Source organism: Ochrobactrum sp. WV_118_8, assembly GCF_039631535.1.
Classification (GTDB): Bacteria; Pseudomonadota; Alphaproteobacteria; order Rhizobiales; family Rhizobiaceae; genus Brucella; species Brucella anthropi.
On sequence record NZ_JBDIUZ010000001.1, the window covers coordinates 39,396 to 56,379 of the forward strand.

Below are 16,984 nucleotides of genomic sequence, written 5' to 3' on the forward strand. Positions count from 1 at the left end.
TCCCAGCGTTAAGATTTCATATAGCGTGACATTCATGCATCCAGACATCATCGAACTGCGATCATTTTACGACACCACGCTGGGCCATCTCGCGGAACGCGCCATTCGCATGGCGCTTGCCGGCCTATGGGGTCACGTGCCGGGAGAGCGGCTTGTCGGCATGGGCTACAGCCTGCCCTATCTCGACCGCTTCAGCGCCGATACGGAGCGGACATTCGCCTTCATGCCTGCCGGTCAGGGAGCCGTCGCCTGGCCCTCAGTAGAGAAAACGGCAACAGCGCTTGTTTTCGATGAGGAACTGCCGCTACCCGATTCCTCGATCGATCGGGTGCTTATGGTGCATGCGCTGGAGTATGCGGAAAATCCGACAGAAACGCTGAAAGAGATGTGGCGCGTCCTCGCCCCCAATGGGCGGCTCGTCATCGTGGTGCCGAACCGGCGCGGTGTCTGGGCCCGCTTCGAGCATACACCCTTCGGCAGCGGGCGACCTTATAGCCGCACACAGCTGACGACCCTGCTGCGTGAAGCGAATTTCACCGTCAGTACGGTCAGCGACGCCTTGCATTTCCCACCCGCTACGCGCCGATGGATGATGCGGCCCTGTCTGGCGCTGGAAGGCATGGGGCGGAGGCTGTGGCCAGTCTTTTCAGGCGTTCTGGTGGTGGAAGCGCAGAAGCGTCTTTATCAGGGACTGCCTGTCGCACAGCGCTCCTCGCGCCGTGTCTTCGTTCCGGTTCTCGCACCTCAGGGCACACCTGTTGGCGGATTACGGAAAGCACCGGCACGGACCAGCAAGACAGATCAAAAGAGTTAGGGCATTTGCGCATCATCGCCCCGGAAAACGTACAGTTGCTGCGGTCTGCAAGTAGTACCGAACAAGGTTTTTCTCGACTTGGACGCAATGGCGGGATATGCCGCCATCGTAACTTTAACCCATCGTAACTTTAACATTGACCTTTTGGCGGAGCCAAAATCATGACCGATACGCAGAACCTTACCCGTCCCCAGCCCAAGGCAGGCCTGCTCGATATCGCAGCCTACGTACCCGGTAAGGAACATGTGGAAGGCGTTGCCAAGGTCTATAAGCTCTCCTCCAACGAAACGCCGATCGGGCCAAGCCCGCATGCGGTCGAAGCCTATCGACATGCAGGCGAGAAGCTGGAGCTTTATCCCGATGGGCAGGCCCTGGCGCTGCGTAAGGCAATTGCCGAAACGCAGGGGCTCAACATGGCCAACATCCTGTGCGGCAATGGTTCCGACGAGCTGCTTGGCCTGATCTGCCAGACCTATCTTGCTCCGGGCGACGAAGCCATCATCACGGAGCACGGTTTTGCCGTCTACAAGATCCAGACGCTGGGTGCCGGCGCGACGCCGATCACGGTGAAGGAGAAGAACGAGCGTATCGACGTGGATGCCATTCTGGCTGGCCTGTCGCCGCGCACGAAGATCGTCTTCATCGCCAATCCGGCCAATCCAACCGGAACCTATCTGCCTTTCGAGGAAGTCCGCCGCCTTCATGCCGGATTGCCGAAGCATGTGCTTCTGGTTCTCGATGCGGCCTATGCAGAATATGTTCGTCGCAATGACTATGAATCGGGCCTCGAACTCGTTTCATCCAACGAGAATGTTGTCATGACGCGCACCTTCTCGAAAATCCACGGGCTTCCGGGTCTACGTATTGGCTGGATGTATGCGCCGCTGCATGTAGTCGATGCCGTCAATCGCATCCGCGGGCCATTCAATATGAATTCGGCCGCCATTGCCGCCGGTGCTGCGGCCATCCGCGACCGCGCCCACGTCGAAAAATCGATCACCTACAACGACAAATGGCTTGGCTGGCTGACCGAAGAGTTCACCAGACTTGGTCTTCGGGTTACGCCGTCAGTCACGAACTTCCTGCTGATCCATTTTCCGGACAATGGCGCGCATTCCGCCGACAAGGCCGACGAGTGGCTCTCCAAGCGTGGCTATATCCTGCGTCGCGTCGGCGGTTACGGGTTCCCCAATGCCTTGCGCATGACGGTCGGACCGGAGGAAGCCAATCATGGCGTCGTCGTCGCCCTGACCGAATTTTTGAAGTAGTACAATGTCCACGATCCATTTCAACAAGATCGCCCTGATCGGCATCGGCCTTATTGGCTCATCGCTGGCGCGCGTCATTCGACGCGAAAAGCTCGCCGATCATATCGCCATCGCCACGCGCAGCAGTGAAACACTGAAGCGGGCCGAGGAACTGGGTCTCGGTGACAGCTACACCACCGACAGTGCTGAGGCCGTCAAGGATGCCGATCTGATCGTCGTATCTGTGCCGGTCGGCTCGTCAGGAACGGTTGCACGCCAGATCGCGGCAAACCTCAAGCCCGGTGCCATCGTCACCGATGTTGGCTCCACCAAGGCTTCCGTGATTGCGCAGATGCAGCCGGAATTGCCGGACAATGTGCATTTCATTCCCGGCCACCCGCTCGCAGGCACGGAATATTCCGGCCCGGATGCCGGCTTTGCAGAGCTTTTCACCAATCGCTGGTGCATTCTGACGCCCCTGCCCGACACGAGTGAAGCAGCTCTCGAAAAGCTGAGCGAGTTCTGGGTCGCCTGCGGCTCACGACTTGATCGCATGGACCCGCAGCACCACGATCTGGTGCTGGCCATTGTCTCGCATCTGCCGCACATCATCGCCTACAATATCGTTGGCACAGCCAGTGATCTGGAACAGGTGACCAAGTCGGAAGTCATCAAATACTCGGCTTCCGGTTTCCGCGATTTCACACGACTGGCCGCATCCGATCCGACGATGTGGCGCGATGTATGCCTGCACAACAAGGATGCCATCCTCGAAATGCTCGGGCGTTTTTCGGAAGATCTCGCCTCGCTTCAGCGCTCGATCCGCTGGGGGGATGGTGAAGCGCTGTTCGACCTTTTCACGCGCACGCGCGCTGTCCGGCGCGGCATCATCGATGCAGGTCAGGAAGTGGATGCGCCTGATTTCGGCCGTCAGGCTGCAACGCGTACCAGCGAGCAAAAATAGGGCGCATATTGCGCTACAGCGCAGGCAACCGCCCGAGCGGAATAAATCCAGCGCTGACCTTACCCTTGCGAACGGCAATCTCCATCACGGGATTGCCGTTTTCATCTTTCGGCATGGCCGAGAGAGCAAACAAAACGGTAGCGATATTGCCACCCTGCTCGGGAAACACTGTCTGACCAGCCTGCGCCAGCGATTGCGGGTTGACCAGTGTCAGCTTCACATCGGCATTAATCAGCCCGTCAGCATCGACCGAAAACGGCCCGGCTACCGAAACCATCGCTCCATTGGGCATGGACAGGAAAGCCTGATTGACGGTACCGGAATGCCCGCGCAACCGTTCATGAAAAGGAGCATCGCCCTTTGCGAGCAACGTCGCGGCATCGGACACATCGATATCCGCCACACCGTCGATTTCAGGGCTGGTGGCTGTACCAATCGCTGCCTTGGCAAGTTTCAGACCGGCAAAGCGACCATTGACCTTCAATGTGTCACCCGAGGCGCTCATGCGGAAATCCATCTGCTCAAGCGTGCTGAGCGGCACTGTCGTGGTGGCTTCGGTGCGAAGACCGACAGCCACTTCACGCGCGGCGAGCTCAATCTCTGTCGGGAACGGACGTGCCAGCCGGGTGTTGGAGGTAAACTTGCTCCAGTTGACTTCCAGCGGTTCCAGCCCCGGAAATTCGATGAAGGCGGGTCCTGTCAGATCGTTCGAGAGGGAACGTGGCGCATAGACCGGGGAACCCGAGGTGAAGCGCCCTGCGCGGAACGCCATGCCTTCAGAAGGACGCTGCCAGGAAATGCTGTCGCAGACGACATTGACGCGCAACGGATAGCCGCCCATGCGCAAGTCTTCGCATTTCACGCCGACGCCCTGAGAGGCGAGCTTGGCCATGTCGGCCTTGGCTCGTGCCTCTAGCCTGTTTGCGATATAGAACCAGCCCGCTGTATAGCCAGCGATCAAGACAAGCAGAATGACAATGAGCGCGATGGGACGCTTTCTGGACTTCGATGCGTTCATTCCAGTATGCGCCATTTCAAAAGCCTTACATTAATCAGACGGTTGTTTCGAAGAGCCTCGCTCCGGGGTCAGACTGAACATTCCAAACCCCGATATGTTTTGCTCCTCCCGACTGTTGGCCATATTATGGCAGGAATGTGCCTTGTGAAGCGATTGAGAATAAAAATCGAGGGATATCCGTTGATTACCGGTGGAAATCGGCGTCCACTGATCCATTATGGACACCCTTCATGACCACAGCTCTCAATGACAGGCGAATGAACGATTTCTGGGTTTTCGGCTATGGCTCGCTGATGTGGCGACCGGGCTTTGCACATGTGGAGACCGTCCGGGCGCGTCTTTACGGCTACAGGCGCAGCCTATGCATCTATTCGCATGTCCATCGCGGAACGCCGGACCGACCGGGTCTGGTCCTGGGCCTGGACACCGGTGGCTCATGTCTCGGCATCGCTTTTCGCGTGCCTGGTGACATGACTGGCGAAGTGATGACCTATCTGCGCGAACGTGAAATGTCGAACCAAGTCTATCACGAAAAGCATCTGCGCCTGCGCCTCGCTGACGGTCGCAATGTCGATGCGGTCACCTATGTCGCAGACCGGCACCACATTCAATATGCCGGATCACTTTCACCTGAGAGTGCCGCAGCGATCGTCGCATCTGCTCACGGCGATTCCGGGGCCAATGTGGATTATGTCGCCAATACGCTCCAGCATCTGCGCAACATGCGGGTACGCGATCATTGGCTGGAACATGTCAACGATCTCATTCACCACACTATCCAACATCAAACGGGCGGTTCCAGCGCCTAGAAACACACACCGCGCGCCTCAAAAATACCGGCGTTCAATCGCTCGGCCCTTGTTCTTGCCCGATGCAACCGCTACATCTCGGCCAATTGCCAAGGAGGCCTCCATGATCGCATTGTTCCGCACCATTGATTTGGCGCTCGATATCTACACCTATATCATTATAGCGAGTGCCATCTTCTCGTGGCTCTATGCGTTCAATGTCGTCAATTCCGGCAACCGTTTCGTGGCTTCGATCGGTGAGTTTCTCTACAAGGTGACGGAACCCGTTCTGCGGCCGATCCGCAATATCTTACCCAATCTCGGCGGCATCGATATTTCACCGATCGTCCTGCTGCTGATCATCTTCTTCATCCGCCAGTTCATGTGGACGACGCTGCTGCCGCTTTTCCTGTAAGCGCATCACTCGCAAGCTAAAAAACAAAAGCGCCCGGACATTGCCGGGCGCTTTTGTTTTAGAGCATAATCCGACCGGAGTGAAACGAGGATCGGTAAGATTATGCTTAAAATAGAAAAAGTTAGAGCGCCGATCTGATCCAATCAGATCGGCGCTCTAAACGGATCGGGAAGCTGTTGCTTACTTGCCCTTGGCGCGTTCGATAGCTTCGACGATGAACTTGCGTGCGTAATCTTCGTCACCCCAGTCACCGATCTTGACCCACTTGCCGGGTTCCAGATCCTTGTAGTGTTCGAAGAAGTGCGCAATCTGCTTCAGAGTGATCTCCGGCATATCGGTATAGTCGTGAATCTTCTCGTAGCGGCGCGTCAGGTGCGGCGACGGTACTGCAATGATCTTCTCGTCCTTGCCGGAATTGTCTTCCATGACCAGAACGCCGATCGGGCGAACATTGATCACGCAGCCGGGAACCAGCGGACGGGTGTTGCAGACGAGAACGTCAATCGGGTCACCGTCTTCCGAAAGCGTATGTGGCACGAAGCCGTAATTGCCCGGATAGGTCATTGGCGTATAGAGGAAGCGGTCGACGATGAGGGCGCCGGCCTTCTTGTCCATCTCGTACTTGATCGGCTGGCCGCCGACAGGCACTTCAATGATGACGTTGACGTCTTCAGGAGGATTGGAGCCGATGGAGATGGCATCAATATTCATGATGTGTCCTTTCGTGTCGGGCTCTGATAACGGGTTTCAAGGTTGCGCGCAAGAAAAACGAAAGTTCTAGAAAACGCGGCGAATTGTCGTTCTCGCAACGCAATTGAACGTGATCAGGCCGTTAACATGCTGTGAGGGTTAGGCGCCGAGCTCGTTCAGTCTTTGAACGGCGGTCGGTGGCATAGGTGGTGGATTGGGATCGCGGCTGGCGGCGACCAGAAATTCGTCGCAGGCCGTCTCGGTCGTTTCAATCAATCTTTTGAGAAATTCATCCTTCGGAAGACCTGCCGGAATTGGCGGCAGAATACGGGCGCGAATGGTTCCCGGATAACGCAGAAATTTGCGGCGCGGCCAGTAGAGGCCTGCATTGTGCGCAATCGGCAAAACCGGCAGATTGAGCGCTTCGTAAAGATGGACGATGCCATATTTATAGTGCGGTGGAGCACCTGGCGCCCGACGCGTTCCTTCTGGATAGATAAGAATCTGGCGGCCTTCCGCAATCGCCTTTTCCGCGCCCTTGGTGATGGAATGCAGTGCCTTGACGCGAGAACCGCGATCGACCGGGATCATCTGCATTTTCGCGATATACCAGCCGAAAAGCGGAATGCGCATCAATTCCCGCTTCAGGATCAGCACGGGATCGTCAAGATAGGGCAGGAAAGCATAGGTATCCCAGGCAGACTGGTGCTTTGGCGCACAGATATAAGCGCCCTCAGGAATGTTCTCCAATCCTTCAACCACATAGTCGGTGCCGACAATATGCTTCTGGAGCCAGAGATTGACCCGTGCCCACAGCTTCGGCACAATCCAGGCCTTCTTGCGGGGCAGAAGAAAATAGAAAGGCGTATAGACGATCATCTGAACCAGTGTGCAGATATAAAACGCCGCATTGAACAAGATTGAGCGCAGATAGAGAAGCATCAGTCGGTGGAGACCCTGGCTAAAGCATTTTCGTTCCCGACTTCCGGTAAACGATCACGCACGAATTCTGGACTTTCTGCAGAAAGTGACGGCATCGATATATCAGGAAGAACGGCCATTTCCATCAGGAAATCGTAATCCGGCAGCAAGATCAATTCTCGGTCGTTACACTCTGATTGGTCTGCGTTCCGAACAGTTCGGTCGTACCCACACGGACAGCGGCGCCAAGATATTTCACATATTCGATGAAGAGCACGCGCAATGTGTCGCCTTCGGAAACCCAGCTATGTTCGCGGCGGTCCCCGTTCACGACCGGATAGGGAATGAATTCCACATCCTTCATGCGATAGGACATTTCCAGCGTGCTGCGCGGAATATGGTAGTTGTTGGTGACCAGGATCACGCGACGATAGTTGTTGGTACGAATCCAGCGTTCGCTTTCGGTCGCGTTGCCAATGGTGTTGAGCGCCGACCGGTCTAGATCGACACAGCAATCGAAGAGACTCTGGTCGGCATGGGTCGCACGCTGCAGTGCCTTTTCATTGGTCGCCGGATGAACGCCGCTGATCAGGAGCCGCTTTCCTCGCTTGTCCTTCAGAAGATCGACCGCAGCCTGAATTCTGGACTGGCCACCGGTCAGAACGACGATGGCATCGGCAGGCTCATCGATAGCCGGCGGCTGCATGCTGGTGACCTTTTCACCAAACACGACAAAGCCGACGAGAAACGCCAGAAGAATAACAAACAGAACGATGGAAACGGGCTGGAGACGTCTGAACATGCGCATCATGACAGACCATAGGAAATTGCCGGAGGCAAGTGCAAGAGATTGCAGGTGAGCGCCATTCCGGCTGCGGCGCCAGACCACATCTCCTGAAGAAAACCCGTTTGCTGTCTGCCTCTGTGCCACTGCATCGTCACTCGACCGGTGCCCGCCCGATAGCGCTTGCGGGATTCGCGTACCATCTCTTCTTCCATCATAGCCAGCATTGCGGCGAGAAGTCGGAGAAGCGGACGAAAATCTTGCCCTGAAAGCGCCTGTATCGGAAAAGGTCTTCATTCGGAGCGCACTCCCGGACCGTCCATGGTTGCAAGCTGGCGGATCACCGTCAGGCGGCTGGTCAGCATGGTCAGGAAACTGACCAGAATAATGATGACGGCAGCGCCGATATAGCCATCGCGCCCGATGGCGAAATTACCAAACATGGCGGCAGCCTGATCGCCTTCAGGTGTCGCCATATGGCTCGACGCCCACCAGGAAAACATCAGAAAGACCAGCATTGCCGCCGTGCCACCGCACAGTGCGCCTTTCAGTGCTGTGCGGAAGAAGTGCCATTCAAACTCGCGCGCCACGAATTTCGATTCCGCGCCGATGAAATGTAGAACCTCGATAATATGGCCGTTGCCGGACATCGCACCGCGCGTGGCAAAGATAACGGTTAGAACGGTCGCAGCGATCACAAGCGAGAGAACGCCCGTGCCGACGAACACCGTCGTATGCGCCATGGAGACGAGACGGTCGACCCAGGTGCGGTGATCATCGAAGGTCGCAGCCGGAATGGCGCGGGTGATTTCAGTCCGCATGGTTTCGAAATCAGGCGGCGCATTTTCATCGATCGTAACGACGATAAGACGCGGCACAGGCAATTCATCGATGTTAAGGCCACTGCCGAGCCATGGTTCGAGCAACCGGGCGGTCGCATCCTTGTCGATGATGCTGGTGCCTTTCACACCGGCAAAACCACGCGCGATTTCGCTGGCCTGAGCCAACGCCTTTTCCATATCCTGCCCGTCGACAGGCCGGATCTGGATCGTGGCTTCGCGAGCTATCTGGCTCTGCCAGGCAGCGGCCGAGGCGCGAACGAGCGTCACGCCGCCCATCGTCAGGCATGCCAGAAAGGTCATGATCGCGATCACGATGACAAGTGCGGTTCCCGTTACGCTGCCATCAGGCACGATGGGACTCGGTCCCTGACGCTTCCGGCGTTTGCCGATACGAACGAGCAGCATGTCCTTGAGGTCTTCGAAACGAACCCGGATGTCATCCAATATACGTCGCCAGGCGTTCTTTGCATCAATCATAGATGTCGAGCCGCCCATGTTCGAGGATCATGCGTCGCGCATCCACCTGCTCCATCAGGGAAAGGTCGTGGGTCGCGATAATCACAGCCGTGCCCGAACGGTTCAGCTCGGTGAAAAGGCGCAGCAGACGCTTCGCAAGCGGCGGATCGACATTGCCGGTCGGTTCGTCGGCCAGAAGAAGTTCCGGCTGATCAATGAGCGCGCGCGCAATCGCTGCGCGCTGCTTCTCACCGCCTGAAAGAACCGGCGGCAGCACATTCATGCGGTCGCCGAGCCCGACCCAATGCAGAAGTTCCTCCACCTCATGACGATAGGTTGCCTCCTCCTTTCCGCGCACGCGCAGTGGAAGCGCCACATTCTCATAGGTGGTCATATGGTCGAGCAGGCGGAAATCCTGGAACACGATGCCGATACGACGGCGCAGAAGCGGAACTTCCGCATGATTGAGCCGCGCAACATCCTTGCCGAAAATATTGATAAGACCGCGCGTTGGCTTCAGGGCCATGAAAAGAAGGCGCATGAGCGACGTCTTTCCTGCCCCGGAAGGGCCGGTCAAAAACTGGAATGAACGCGGCGGAATATGGAAACTGACATCGCGCAGGATCTCAGGACCCATTCCATATCGCAGGCCGACATTCTCGAAACGTATCACCGGGCTGTTTCTCTTCAATTGTCCGCACGTTGAACGACGCACGGATGACATCGATATCAAATCGACCTTTATCCTCTATGGTTAATGTTGCGTTAATTCCGCTCGAACGAGCCTTAAAAAATGCGTGACCGTGGCTGCAGCCATGAAGCATTAACCATTATGAGCCAGTGTGTGGCACCGGTCGAAGGGGCGAAAAACGCAAAGGAAGATGACGGCATGATGGCGAAACAACCATCGACAGCGCAGATGTCGCGCGCGCCTTCGTGCGAAAACCATCGCGCGACACGGTTTGCTTCCGATGCCGGACTGATTGAAGACGCCGAATTCGAAACCATCGTTCCGGGGTCATCACCCCGGAAATTCCTCTCGTACGGCATTCCGCAGAAGCCGCTCGCCCCACGCAAGCTGATGTCCGAAACAAGTCTTCCCAGCGGATGGCCGGGATTCGGATATTGGGTTTTCGTCGCTCTTTGCGCGACAACCGCTTTCTGGATGGCGGGCGGATATACACTGCTTGCCGGCAAACCTCTTTCCGGCGGGCAGCCAACCTTGCCGCTCATTTCGGCACTTCAGCTTACTGATCTCAAAACCAGCGTCGGAATGCATGACAAGGGCAAGATTCTGAGTGTCGGCGGCCGCATCCGGAACACCACATCCGAAGAACGCGCCACGCCGCCGCTGATCGTCATGATCACCTATAGCGACGGCAGCAAACGCGAACGCCGTCTGGCTCCTGGTGAAGCAATGCTGAAACCGGGTGCATATATCGACTTCGAAACGATGCTTCCGGCGCTGCGCGGCACCATCGAGAAAGTCGATGTGCGATTGGCCACCCCGGCCTAGCAAGGCCGATCCAAAAAACGAGCCTGGCGCCTCCGGCTACTGCCAGCAACCGAGATTACGCCCTTTGAGATTATGCGCATCGATATCGACCACAAGGCGCGGGTCTTCGCGTAAAAGAACCAACGTCGTGCGCTGTTTGAGATCGATCTTCTGCCAGCCCGTGCATTCGGTTGGCATTGGCGTGCTGTCGATCTTCACCTTTTCCGTCCACGCAGTTGCCGTGCAGCCGGATAGCGCCGCAACAATCGGAACGACCCTAACGGCATTTAGAACAAGCCTTTGTGTTTTCGTCCCACGATGAGTGTTCAAGGCTGACAACTCCAATCTGCCCCGCGAAATCCCTGCCAATCGATCTTGCATTGGCCAGCGTCGCCCGTTCGACATCTGCGCTTATAACGTGCCGCCGCCCTTCTCCGCAATATAGCTGAGCGGGATCGACAGCTTTTAAAAAAGCCCAGCCGACCAACTCTTACTATCCATCGAAACCCAATTTAGAAGAGATATAAAAGCAAACACGAATATACGAAGAATAGCTTTTTCGTTTACTGAAATGACGGGAAAAATCCACAGAGAACAAAAGCCTCCAATCAAGTTAAACATGATTGTCCGAAGAAAAAGACGATTATATGCTTCTTGCTAAATGATTCGCATATGGCATTTTTCACTACACCAACCCTGGGGATTTCCATGCTGAACAAATTGTCGGCTGAATTTTTCGGAACATTCTGGCTTGTTTTCGGGGGCTGCGGCAGCGCAATCCTCGCCGCAGCCTTCCCTGAACTGGGCATCGGCTTTCTCGGCGTTGCTCTCGCCTTCGGTTTGACTGTCCTGACCATGGCTTATGCTGTGGGCGGCATTTCCGGCGGCCATTTCAACCCGGCTGTCTCCTTGGGCCTCATGGTGGCTGGTCGTCTTCCAGCCAAGGACCTGATCCCTTACTGGGTTGCACAGGTTCTGGGCGCCATTGCCGCCGCCGCAGTTCTCTTCCTTATCGCCTCGGGCAAGGAAGGCTTCTCCGCCGGTGGCCTCGCTTCCAACGGCTATGGTGAACTTTCACCGGGCGGCTACAGCATGATGGCGGGCCTGCTCATCGAGGTTATCCTGACGGCCTTCTTCCTTATCATCATTCTGGGCTCCACCTCGTCGCTGGCTCCAGCTGGTTTTGCCCCGATTGCCATCGGTCTCGGTCTCACCCTGATCCATTTGATTTCGATCCCGGTCACCAATACGTCGGTAAATCCGGCCCGCTCGACCGGTGTTGCTCTCTTCGCCGATACGGCAGCACTCAGCCAGCTCTGGCTGTTCTGGGTTGCGCCACTCGTCGGCGCGGCTATCGGCGCGATCATCTGGAAAGGCCTGCTCGGCAAGGATTGATCCAGAACGACAACAATGAAAGGCCGGTTCATTCCGGCCTTTCTTGCTTTCAGGGCTCTTTTGCAATCGTCTCGAACAGAGCCGCACAAAAAATGGTTCCGATCATGGGAAGGATGCTGTAAGTAACATCTATCTTCTTGTTGTAACGCATTATCCGACGCAAAGCTGCTACGCACTTTTGCTGGAAATGCTCCAGATGTTATGAGCAATGTCCCCCTCTACCGATGCTTCTTCTGCGGATCGTTACGCAGCTTTCCGGCACTCTGCCTTCAAAAAATACTGGGGCGCCCGTTTCCTGAGCGCATTTGCGGTGCAAATCGTGAGTGTGTCAGTGGGCTGGCAGATTTATGACCTCACCCGCGACGCCTTCAATCTGGGCATGGTCGGACTGGTGCAATTTCTACCGGCCCTGTTGCTGGTTCTGGTAACCGGTGCTGCTGCCGACCGCTTCGGCAGACGCTTCATCATGGGCTTGTCACTTATCCTGGAAAGCGTGGTGACCGCACTGCTGCTCGGTCTGACGCTCGCCGGTCTGTTCGAGCCCCTGACGGTCTTTGCCTCACTCACACTTTTCGGCGTTGCGCGCGCATTTCTCGGACCCTCCTCAGCATCGCTGGTCGTCAATCTCGTGCCGACCGAGGATTTCGCCAACGCCGTTTCGTGGAATTCATCTGCATGGCAGGTGGCAACAATCGTGGGACCTGTCGCAGGTGGTCTGCTCTATGGCATTTCGCCGGTTGCAGCCTATTCCGTCGCCACGCTGTTCCTGCTGATCGGCTCCGTGCTGATCTTTTCCATTCCAAAGCCCAAACAGCACACGCTTGCCGAGCAGCGCTCGCTGACAAGCATGCTCGCTGGCTTCCGCTACATCTGGAAGGAAAAGATCGTCCTTGGCGCCATCTCGCTCGACCTCTTTGCCGTTCTCCTTGGTGGAACGGTGGCGCTGCTGCCGATTTACGCACGCGACATCCTCGATCTCGGTCCGTGGGGTCTCGGCCTGCTGCGATCCGCTCCCGGTATCGGCGCCGTTCTTACCGCCGTCTGGCTGGCCGGACACCCGATCCGCGACCATGCAGGTCGCGTGATGTTCGTCTTCGTCGGCCTGTTCGGTCTGTTCAATATTATCTTCGGGGTCTCGACCCTGACATGGCTGTCGGTCATTGCTCTGGCACTTGCAGGTGCGGCTGACATGATCAGCGTCTATATCCGTGAAACGCTTATGCAGCTTTGGACACCCGATCACGTGCGCGGTCGTGTCAATGCCGTCAACATGGTCTTTGTCGGTGCATCGAATGAACTGGGCGAGTTTCGCGCCGGCCTGATGGCTGCGGCCATCGGCGCTGTTCCCGCTGTTGTCATCGGTGGATTGGGATCAATCGCCGTTGCTGTTGCCTGGGCGGCAATGTTCCCGCAATTGCGCAAGGCCCGTCACCTGCAGGGACGGACTTGATCTCTCAAATCAGAGATGATCAGGAGGCGGACGTGCTACGATTCGCCTTGTCCATGCGATCCTGAATGGCATTCCTGTCGTCCTGCCGGATGCCAACGAGTTCGGCCACGCGCCACATTACGTCGGCCTCGACTTCGCTCACCTTGCCGTCGGCGTAGACCATTTCCCACATCAGTCCGATCAGGTCTAGGCGAGCCTGATAATCGAGCTGCCGCTTCAGAACCGAAGTGAAATCCGAAAGGTCAATCGCTTCCTGATCGGCTTTTTCCGCTGCCTGGATGAGTTGTTTTAGACTGTCGCCTTTAAGGCCATATTTCTGTGACAGCATCGAAGAAAGCTTCTTACGCTCGCTTTCCCGCGTTTCGCCGTCGGCATCCATGATGTGATAAAGCAAAGCGGCGGCGGCCAGTCGTGGATCATCATTGGAAAATTTTTCGCTCCGGTCACGAAAACCGTTGGCGGGAAGCTCTTTTAAAAAATCCAGAAGACGATCGAACATTCACCCTCGCTGCCATGTTTGCGACTTGCCAGCCGGTACGGCGATTCCGGCATCTTTGTTAGCAACATCGAAGGTAACGAGCTGAATGCGCCACGCAAGACGGTAAACAGTCTTGCGCAACCGTTTACCGTCCAAGAGATGGGCTGCGTTGTTTTTCGGCAACGATTTCTCGGAAGCCTGATCAGAAAAGCCTCAATCCACTCTGGGCTTTTTGTGAAGATTTGTTTTCGTCAACACCCGGATCGTCCACCACCAGATGCGCGCGACGCGGCTCGTCTTCCCTATCGTCATCAGTCGCGACCACATTTGGGACAGGCGACTTCACCTCCTCGACCTTCTTTGCCGAAGGGGCTGGCGATACCTTGACCGGCTCGGCGGGCACGATGACTTCAGCTTCCTCAACATCGCGAACGGGCGACTTTCTCTCCACGACGGCTGATGCATCCACTACGCCAGCCTTGTCTTTCGGCTCTGCAAGAACCAGCGGATTGCCCGGCTTTGCTTCCACCGGGCCTTTGATTTCAGGTTTTTCCGCTTCAATGGCTGGAGCAAGTTCCACGACGGGAACCTTCCACTCGAAGCTGTTGAGGCGTCCCGTAACCGGCGATACAGGCGACCATTGTTCTGAAACATAACCGTCGGCAGTCCATGCAGGATCACGCGGCGCCTTGACGGCTCGCGCCAGCCATTCACGAACCTTACCCTGATCGCCCGTTTCAGCTTCTTCAATATCGGCCAGCAACAGATAGGCGCTTTCGCGTGGCGAAGCGCGCAGAACCTGCTCGGCATTGTCGCGGGCAAGGCGATAATCACCCGCCTCATAGGCAGCGCGTGCCAGAGCAAGACTGCCCTCGGCATTGTTGGAACGCAACGAGACGAGATGCCTTGCGCGCTTCAATCGATCCTGTGCCGTATCGCCGGATCGTGCATAGACATAGGTTGAGGCAATGTCAGGATGCGGAAACCGCTTCCAGGCCGCTTCCAGAATTTTCGAACCTTTTCGCATATCGCCATCGGAAAAAAGCGCACGCGCGGCAACCACGGCAGCAGGCACCAGATCGGGTGTCAGCTTGTTTGCCTCCAGCGCCAGCGCCTTTGCCTGCGCATGATCAACATCGGCGACTGCCATCGCCTTGGCGGTCAAAAGCGCAGCACGTTCTTTCTTCACCACATCCTTGCTATGGGCGAGTGCCTGTTTGCGTGCATCGACAAGCTTCAGCGCCGCATCCCAGTCGCCCTCGGCACAAAGCTGGCCCATCATGGCCGACGAGGCCCATTCAAGTTGCGGCGCTTGGCTGGCGGCTTCGGCGGCATAATGGCGTGCGGCATCGAGAGCGCCAACGCGCTGGGCTTCGATGTAAAGCCCACGCAAACCGAGCAACCGTGTCTCGGGATCATCCACCATCGCTTCGAAGCCTTTGCGGGCATCTTCCTTGCGCCCTTCCAGCATAGCGGTCTGCGCTTCGAGAAGCTTTATCAGCGGCTCCTGATCGGAACTCAGCAATTTGCCGGCCTGCTTGGTCATGCGGCGCGCTGCTTCCGCATCGCCGGCCCCGGCTGCAATCAATCCGGTTGAAAGCGACTGATAACCACGATCACGCTTGCGCGCACGAAAATGCCTGCGCAGCGTGTAAGGTGACTGGATGATGCTCTTGACCAGCCACCACAGGATCAGGATGGCCGCGACGATGGCAACGATCCCCGCAACAGCGGTTATCAGCGGTACATTGTAATGATTGCCCGCAAAAGTGACATCAAGTTCACCCGGACGGTCCGCAAGCCAGGCAAAGCCGAAACCAAGCGCGGCAACGACGACGAAATAGAACAGGACACGCAGCATCGGCCCGCCTCCTACTGACCGGAAGAGGCCGGAGCCTCGCCGGTTTCACCCATAGACGACTTGGGTTTCAAGCTGTCGGCAACGAGGCGCTGCACAAGCGCATCAGCGTCACGCCGCGCCCGAATCTGATCAGCGAATTCCTGCGAGGTAGCCTTGGCATCAGCAGGCAACTGTTCCCATTCGCTGAGAGCACGCTCCAGATCACCCGCCTGCAAGGCGGCCTCCATTCGGGCCGTGATCGGTCCGGCACCAGTGCCGGTGACATTGCCCGCAACCGGGCGCACGCTTACCAGTCCTCTGGCGCTGGCGACAAGCTGATCCCAAATTCCGGCATCGGCAGGCAGCTTGTTTTCCGTCGCGACGATCCGGTTCGCAACAGCACCGAACCACGCATTCAGGTCGGCAACGGTCGGAACGCCCTTGTCAGCGTGGGCGCGCAGCTGTTCGATGGATGCCTCGTCCGGTGCAACCGAAGCGTAAGTGTCCAGTTCCGCCTTGAAAGAACCACCACGATCAATCGCCGTTTTCAGCGCATTGGCCGCTATAAGCGCCGTCGCATCGGGCTGGCGTGAAGCCTGGGTGACCTTCTCCTGCAAGGAGGTCAGTTTCGATTCGAGCGATGAAATCGTGCCGCTGTTTCCCGAAACTCCGGCTGTCGCCTCATCCGCCCGGCTCTGTGTCGCTGAAAGCTTGCTTTCCAGCGCGTCCAACCGCTCGGTCAGAGCAGTGGTATCGACTGCCGCGTCCTGCTCAGCCTCTTTCGGCAAGGCGGCAAATTGCTGCTGAAGATCGGCGAAGGAACCTGCCACCGCCTCTGCCTTGATCTCGGCTGCCTGAACATTCTTTTCCAGAGCCGCAAGCTGCGCGCGGCTTGTATCGTCAAGCGGCGCCGGCGTCGGATTGGTCCGCAAGTCGGCGATCTGCTGTTCCATATGCGCAAGCTGTTCCGCTGTCACTCTCGCGCCCGGAGAGGGGATAACATTGCCCCATTGCAGCGCCAGCAAACCGCCAAGCCCGATTACACCACCAGCAATACCGGCCAGAAGATGCGACGCGCCCGCACCGCTCTTTTGAGCAGTCTGCTGGGTTTCCGGTTTCACGCCCGAGGTAAAAGGTGGTTTGGTATAAGTCGAACTTTCCGGCGTTTCCGTCTTCACGGTCTTTTCGGCAGTCGTCGCTTCGGGTTTGGGTGATACAGGCTTCGGGGTTTCAGATTTTGAGAAATTTCCCACCGGCTCCGCATCTGGCGTCGCCTTCGCCGGTTCGTCAACCCGCTTCACATCCGATGGATCAAGATTGATTGTCACAGGATTACGGGCCGATTTGGAGTGTCGCGGAGTGCCGGGTTTCGCCATGGATCCTCTCG

At 57.0% G+C, this 16,984-nt stretch carries 18 protein-coding genes; 8 read left to right on the plus strand and 10 right to left on the minus strand.

Annotated features, from left to right (window positions below):
- Positions 1-34 precede the first annotated feature (34 nt).
- From ABDF71_RS00210 to ABDF71_RS00220, 3 genes are all read left to right on the plus strand, one after another.
- On the plus strand, positions 35-814 hold the full coding sequence (locus ABDF71_RS00210) for a class I SAM-dependent methyltransferase (RefSeq protein ID WP_012091175.1): 780 nt from the start codon (positions 35-37) through the stop codon (positions 812-814).
- A 161-nt stretch (positions 815-975) separates the two neighbouring features.
- Complete coding sequence (hisC, locus tag ABDF71_RS00215; protein ID WP_151663739.1) at positions 976-2,082, plus strand: histidinol-phosphate transaminase; 1,107 nt, start codon at positions 976-978, stop codon at positions 2,080-2,082.
- A gap of 4 nt (positions 2,083-2,086) precedes the next feature.
- A complete protein-coding gene (locus ABDF71_RS00220; protein ID WP_151663738.1) occupies positions 2,087-3,025 on the plus strand; it encodes a prephenate/arogenate dehydrogenase family protein in 939 nt (312 codons plus the stop codon).
- Between the two features lie 13 nt (positions 3,026-3,038).
- Here ABDF71_RS00220 and ABDF71_RS00225 read toward each other — a convergent pair whose 3' ends face one another.
- Positions 3,039-4,058, minus strand: coding sequence for a DUF2125 domain-containing protein (locus ABDF71_RS00225; RefSeq protein WP_029375802.1), 1,020 nt, complete (start codon positions 4,056-4,058; stop codon positions 3,039-3,041).
- 215 nt (positions 4,059-4,273) lie between these two features.
- Here ABDF71_RS00225 and ABDF71_RS00230 point away from each other — a divergent pair, with 215 nt between their 5' ends.
- Positions 4,274-4,852, plus strand: coding sequence for a gamma-glutamylcyclotransferase (locus tag ABDF71_RS00230; RefSeq protein ID WP_151663736.1), 579 nt, complete (start codon positions 4,274-4,276; stop codon positions 4,850-4,852).
- 103 nt (positions 4,853-4,955) lie between these two features.
- Complete coding sequence (locus tag ABDF71_RS00235; protein ID WP_010657538.1) at positions 4,956-5,246, plus strand: YggT family protein; 291 nt, start codon at positions 4,956-4,958, stop codon at positions 5,244-5,246.
- Positions 5,247-5,426: 180 nt separating this feature from the next.
- Here the strand turns inward: ABDF71_RS00235 and ppa are convergent, their stop codons facing one another.
- From ppa to ftsE, 5 genes are all read right to left on the minus strand, one after another.
- Positions 5,427-5,957, minus strand: a complete 531-nt coding sequence (gene ppa, locus ABDF71_RS00240) for an inorganic diphosphatase (RefSeq protein WP_010657539.1) — start codon at positions 5,955-5,957, stop codon at positions 5,427-5,429.
- Positions 5,958-6,095: 138 nt separating this feature from the next.
- Complete coding sequence (locus tag ABDF71_RS00245; protein ID WP_010657540.1) at positions 6,096-6,878, minus strand: lysophospholipid acyltransferase family protein; 783 nt, start codon at positions 6,876-6,878, stop codon at positions 6,096-6,098.
- A 151-nt stretch (positions 6,879-7,029) separates the two neighbouring features.
- Positions 7,030-7,938, minus strand: coding sequence for a YdcF family protein (locus ABDF71_RS00250; RefSeq protein WP_151663735.1), 909 nt, complete (start codon positions 7,936-7,938; stop codon positions 7,030-7,032).
- Complete coding sequence (locus tag ABDF71_RS00255; protein ID WP_029929718.1) at positions 7,935-8,960, minus strand: cell division protein FtsX; 1,026 nt, start codon at positions 8,958-8,960, stop codon at positions 7,935-7,937. The genes ABDF71_RS00250 and ABDF71_RS00255 overlap by 4 nt, the downstream gene beginning before the upstream one ends.
- Positions 8,953-9,576 carry a cell division ATP-binding protein FtsE gene (ftsE, locus tag ABDF71_RS00260; RefSeq protein WP_029929716.1) on the minus strand — a complete coding sequence of 208 codons (624 nt, stop codon included), beginning with the start codon at positions 9,574-9,576 and terminating at the stop codon, positions 8,953-8,955. Before ftsE ends, ABDF71_RS00255 begins: the two co-directional genes overlap by 8 nt.
- 252 nt (positions 9,577-9,828) lie before the next feature.
- Between ftsE and ABDF71_RS00265 the strand changes: the two genes are divergently transcribed.
- On the plus strand, positions 9,829-10,455 hold the full coding sequence (locus ABDF71_RS00265) for a hypothetical protein (RefSeq protein WP_259030192.1): 627 nt from the start codon (positions 9,829-9,831) through the stop codon (positions 10,453-10,455).
- Positions 10,456-10,491: 36 nt separating this feature from the next.
- On the opposite strand, the gene ABDF71_RS00270 is transcribed toward ABDF71_RS00265, so the two are convergent.
- Entirely contained in the window at positions 10,492-10,764 is a 273-nt protein-coding gene (locus tag ABDF71_RS00270; RefSeq protein ID WP_029929715.1) for a hypothetical protein, read from the minus strand.
- A 378-nt stretch (positions 10,765-11,142) separates the two neighbouring features.
- Between ABDF71_RS00270 and aqpZ the strand changes: the two genes are divergently transcribed.
- Together aqpZ and ABDF71_RS00280 are read left to right on the plus strand one after the other, a co-directional pair.
- Entirely contained in the window at positions 11,143-11,829 is a 687-nt protein-coding gene (aqpZ, locus tag ABDF71_RS00275; protein WP_010657546.1) for an aquaporin Z, read from the plus strand.
- Between the two features lie 208 nt (positions 11,830-12,037).
- Positions 12,038-13,279 carry an MFS transporter gene (locus tag ABDF71_RS00280; RefSeq protein ID WP_010657547.1) on the plus strand — a complete coding sequence of 414 codons (1,242 nt, stop codon included), beginning with the start codon at positions 12,038-12,040 and terminating at the stop codon, positions 13,277-13,279.
- 19 nt (positions 13,280-13,298) lie between these two features.
- On the opposite strand, the gene ABDF71_RS00285 is transcribed toward ABDF71_RS00280, so the two are convergent.
- The 3 genes from ABDF71_RS00285 to ABDF71_RS00295 form a co-directional block, all read right to left on the minus strand.
- Positions 13,299-13,778, minus strand: coding sequence for a tellurite resistance TerB family protein (locus ABDF71_RS00285; RefSeq protein ID WP_012091163.1), 480 nt, complete (start codon positions 13,776-13,778; stop codon positions 13,299-13,301).
- A 181-nt stretch (positions 13,779-13,959) separates the two neighbouring features.
- The gene (locus ABDF71_RS00290) at positions 13,960-15,618 is read right to left on the minus strand and encodes a heme biosynthesis protein HemY (protein WP_500060765.1); all 1,659 of its coding nucleotides are present in this window, start codon (positions 15,616-15,618) and stop codon (positions 13,960-13,962) included.
- 11 nt (positions 15,619-15,629) lie between these two features.
- Complete coding sequence (locus ABDF71_RS00295) at positions 15,630-16,973, minus strand: COG4223 family protein (RefSeq protein ID WP_010657550.1); 1,344 nt, start codon at positions 16,971-16,973, stop codon at positions 15,630-15,632.
- Between the last annotated feature and the right edge of the window lie 11 nt (positions 16,974-16,984).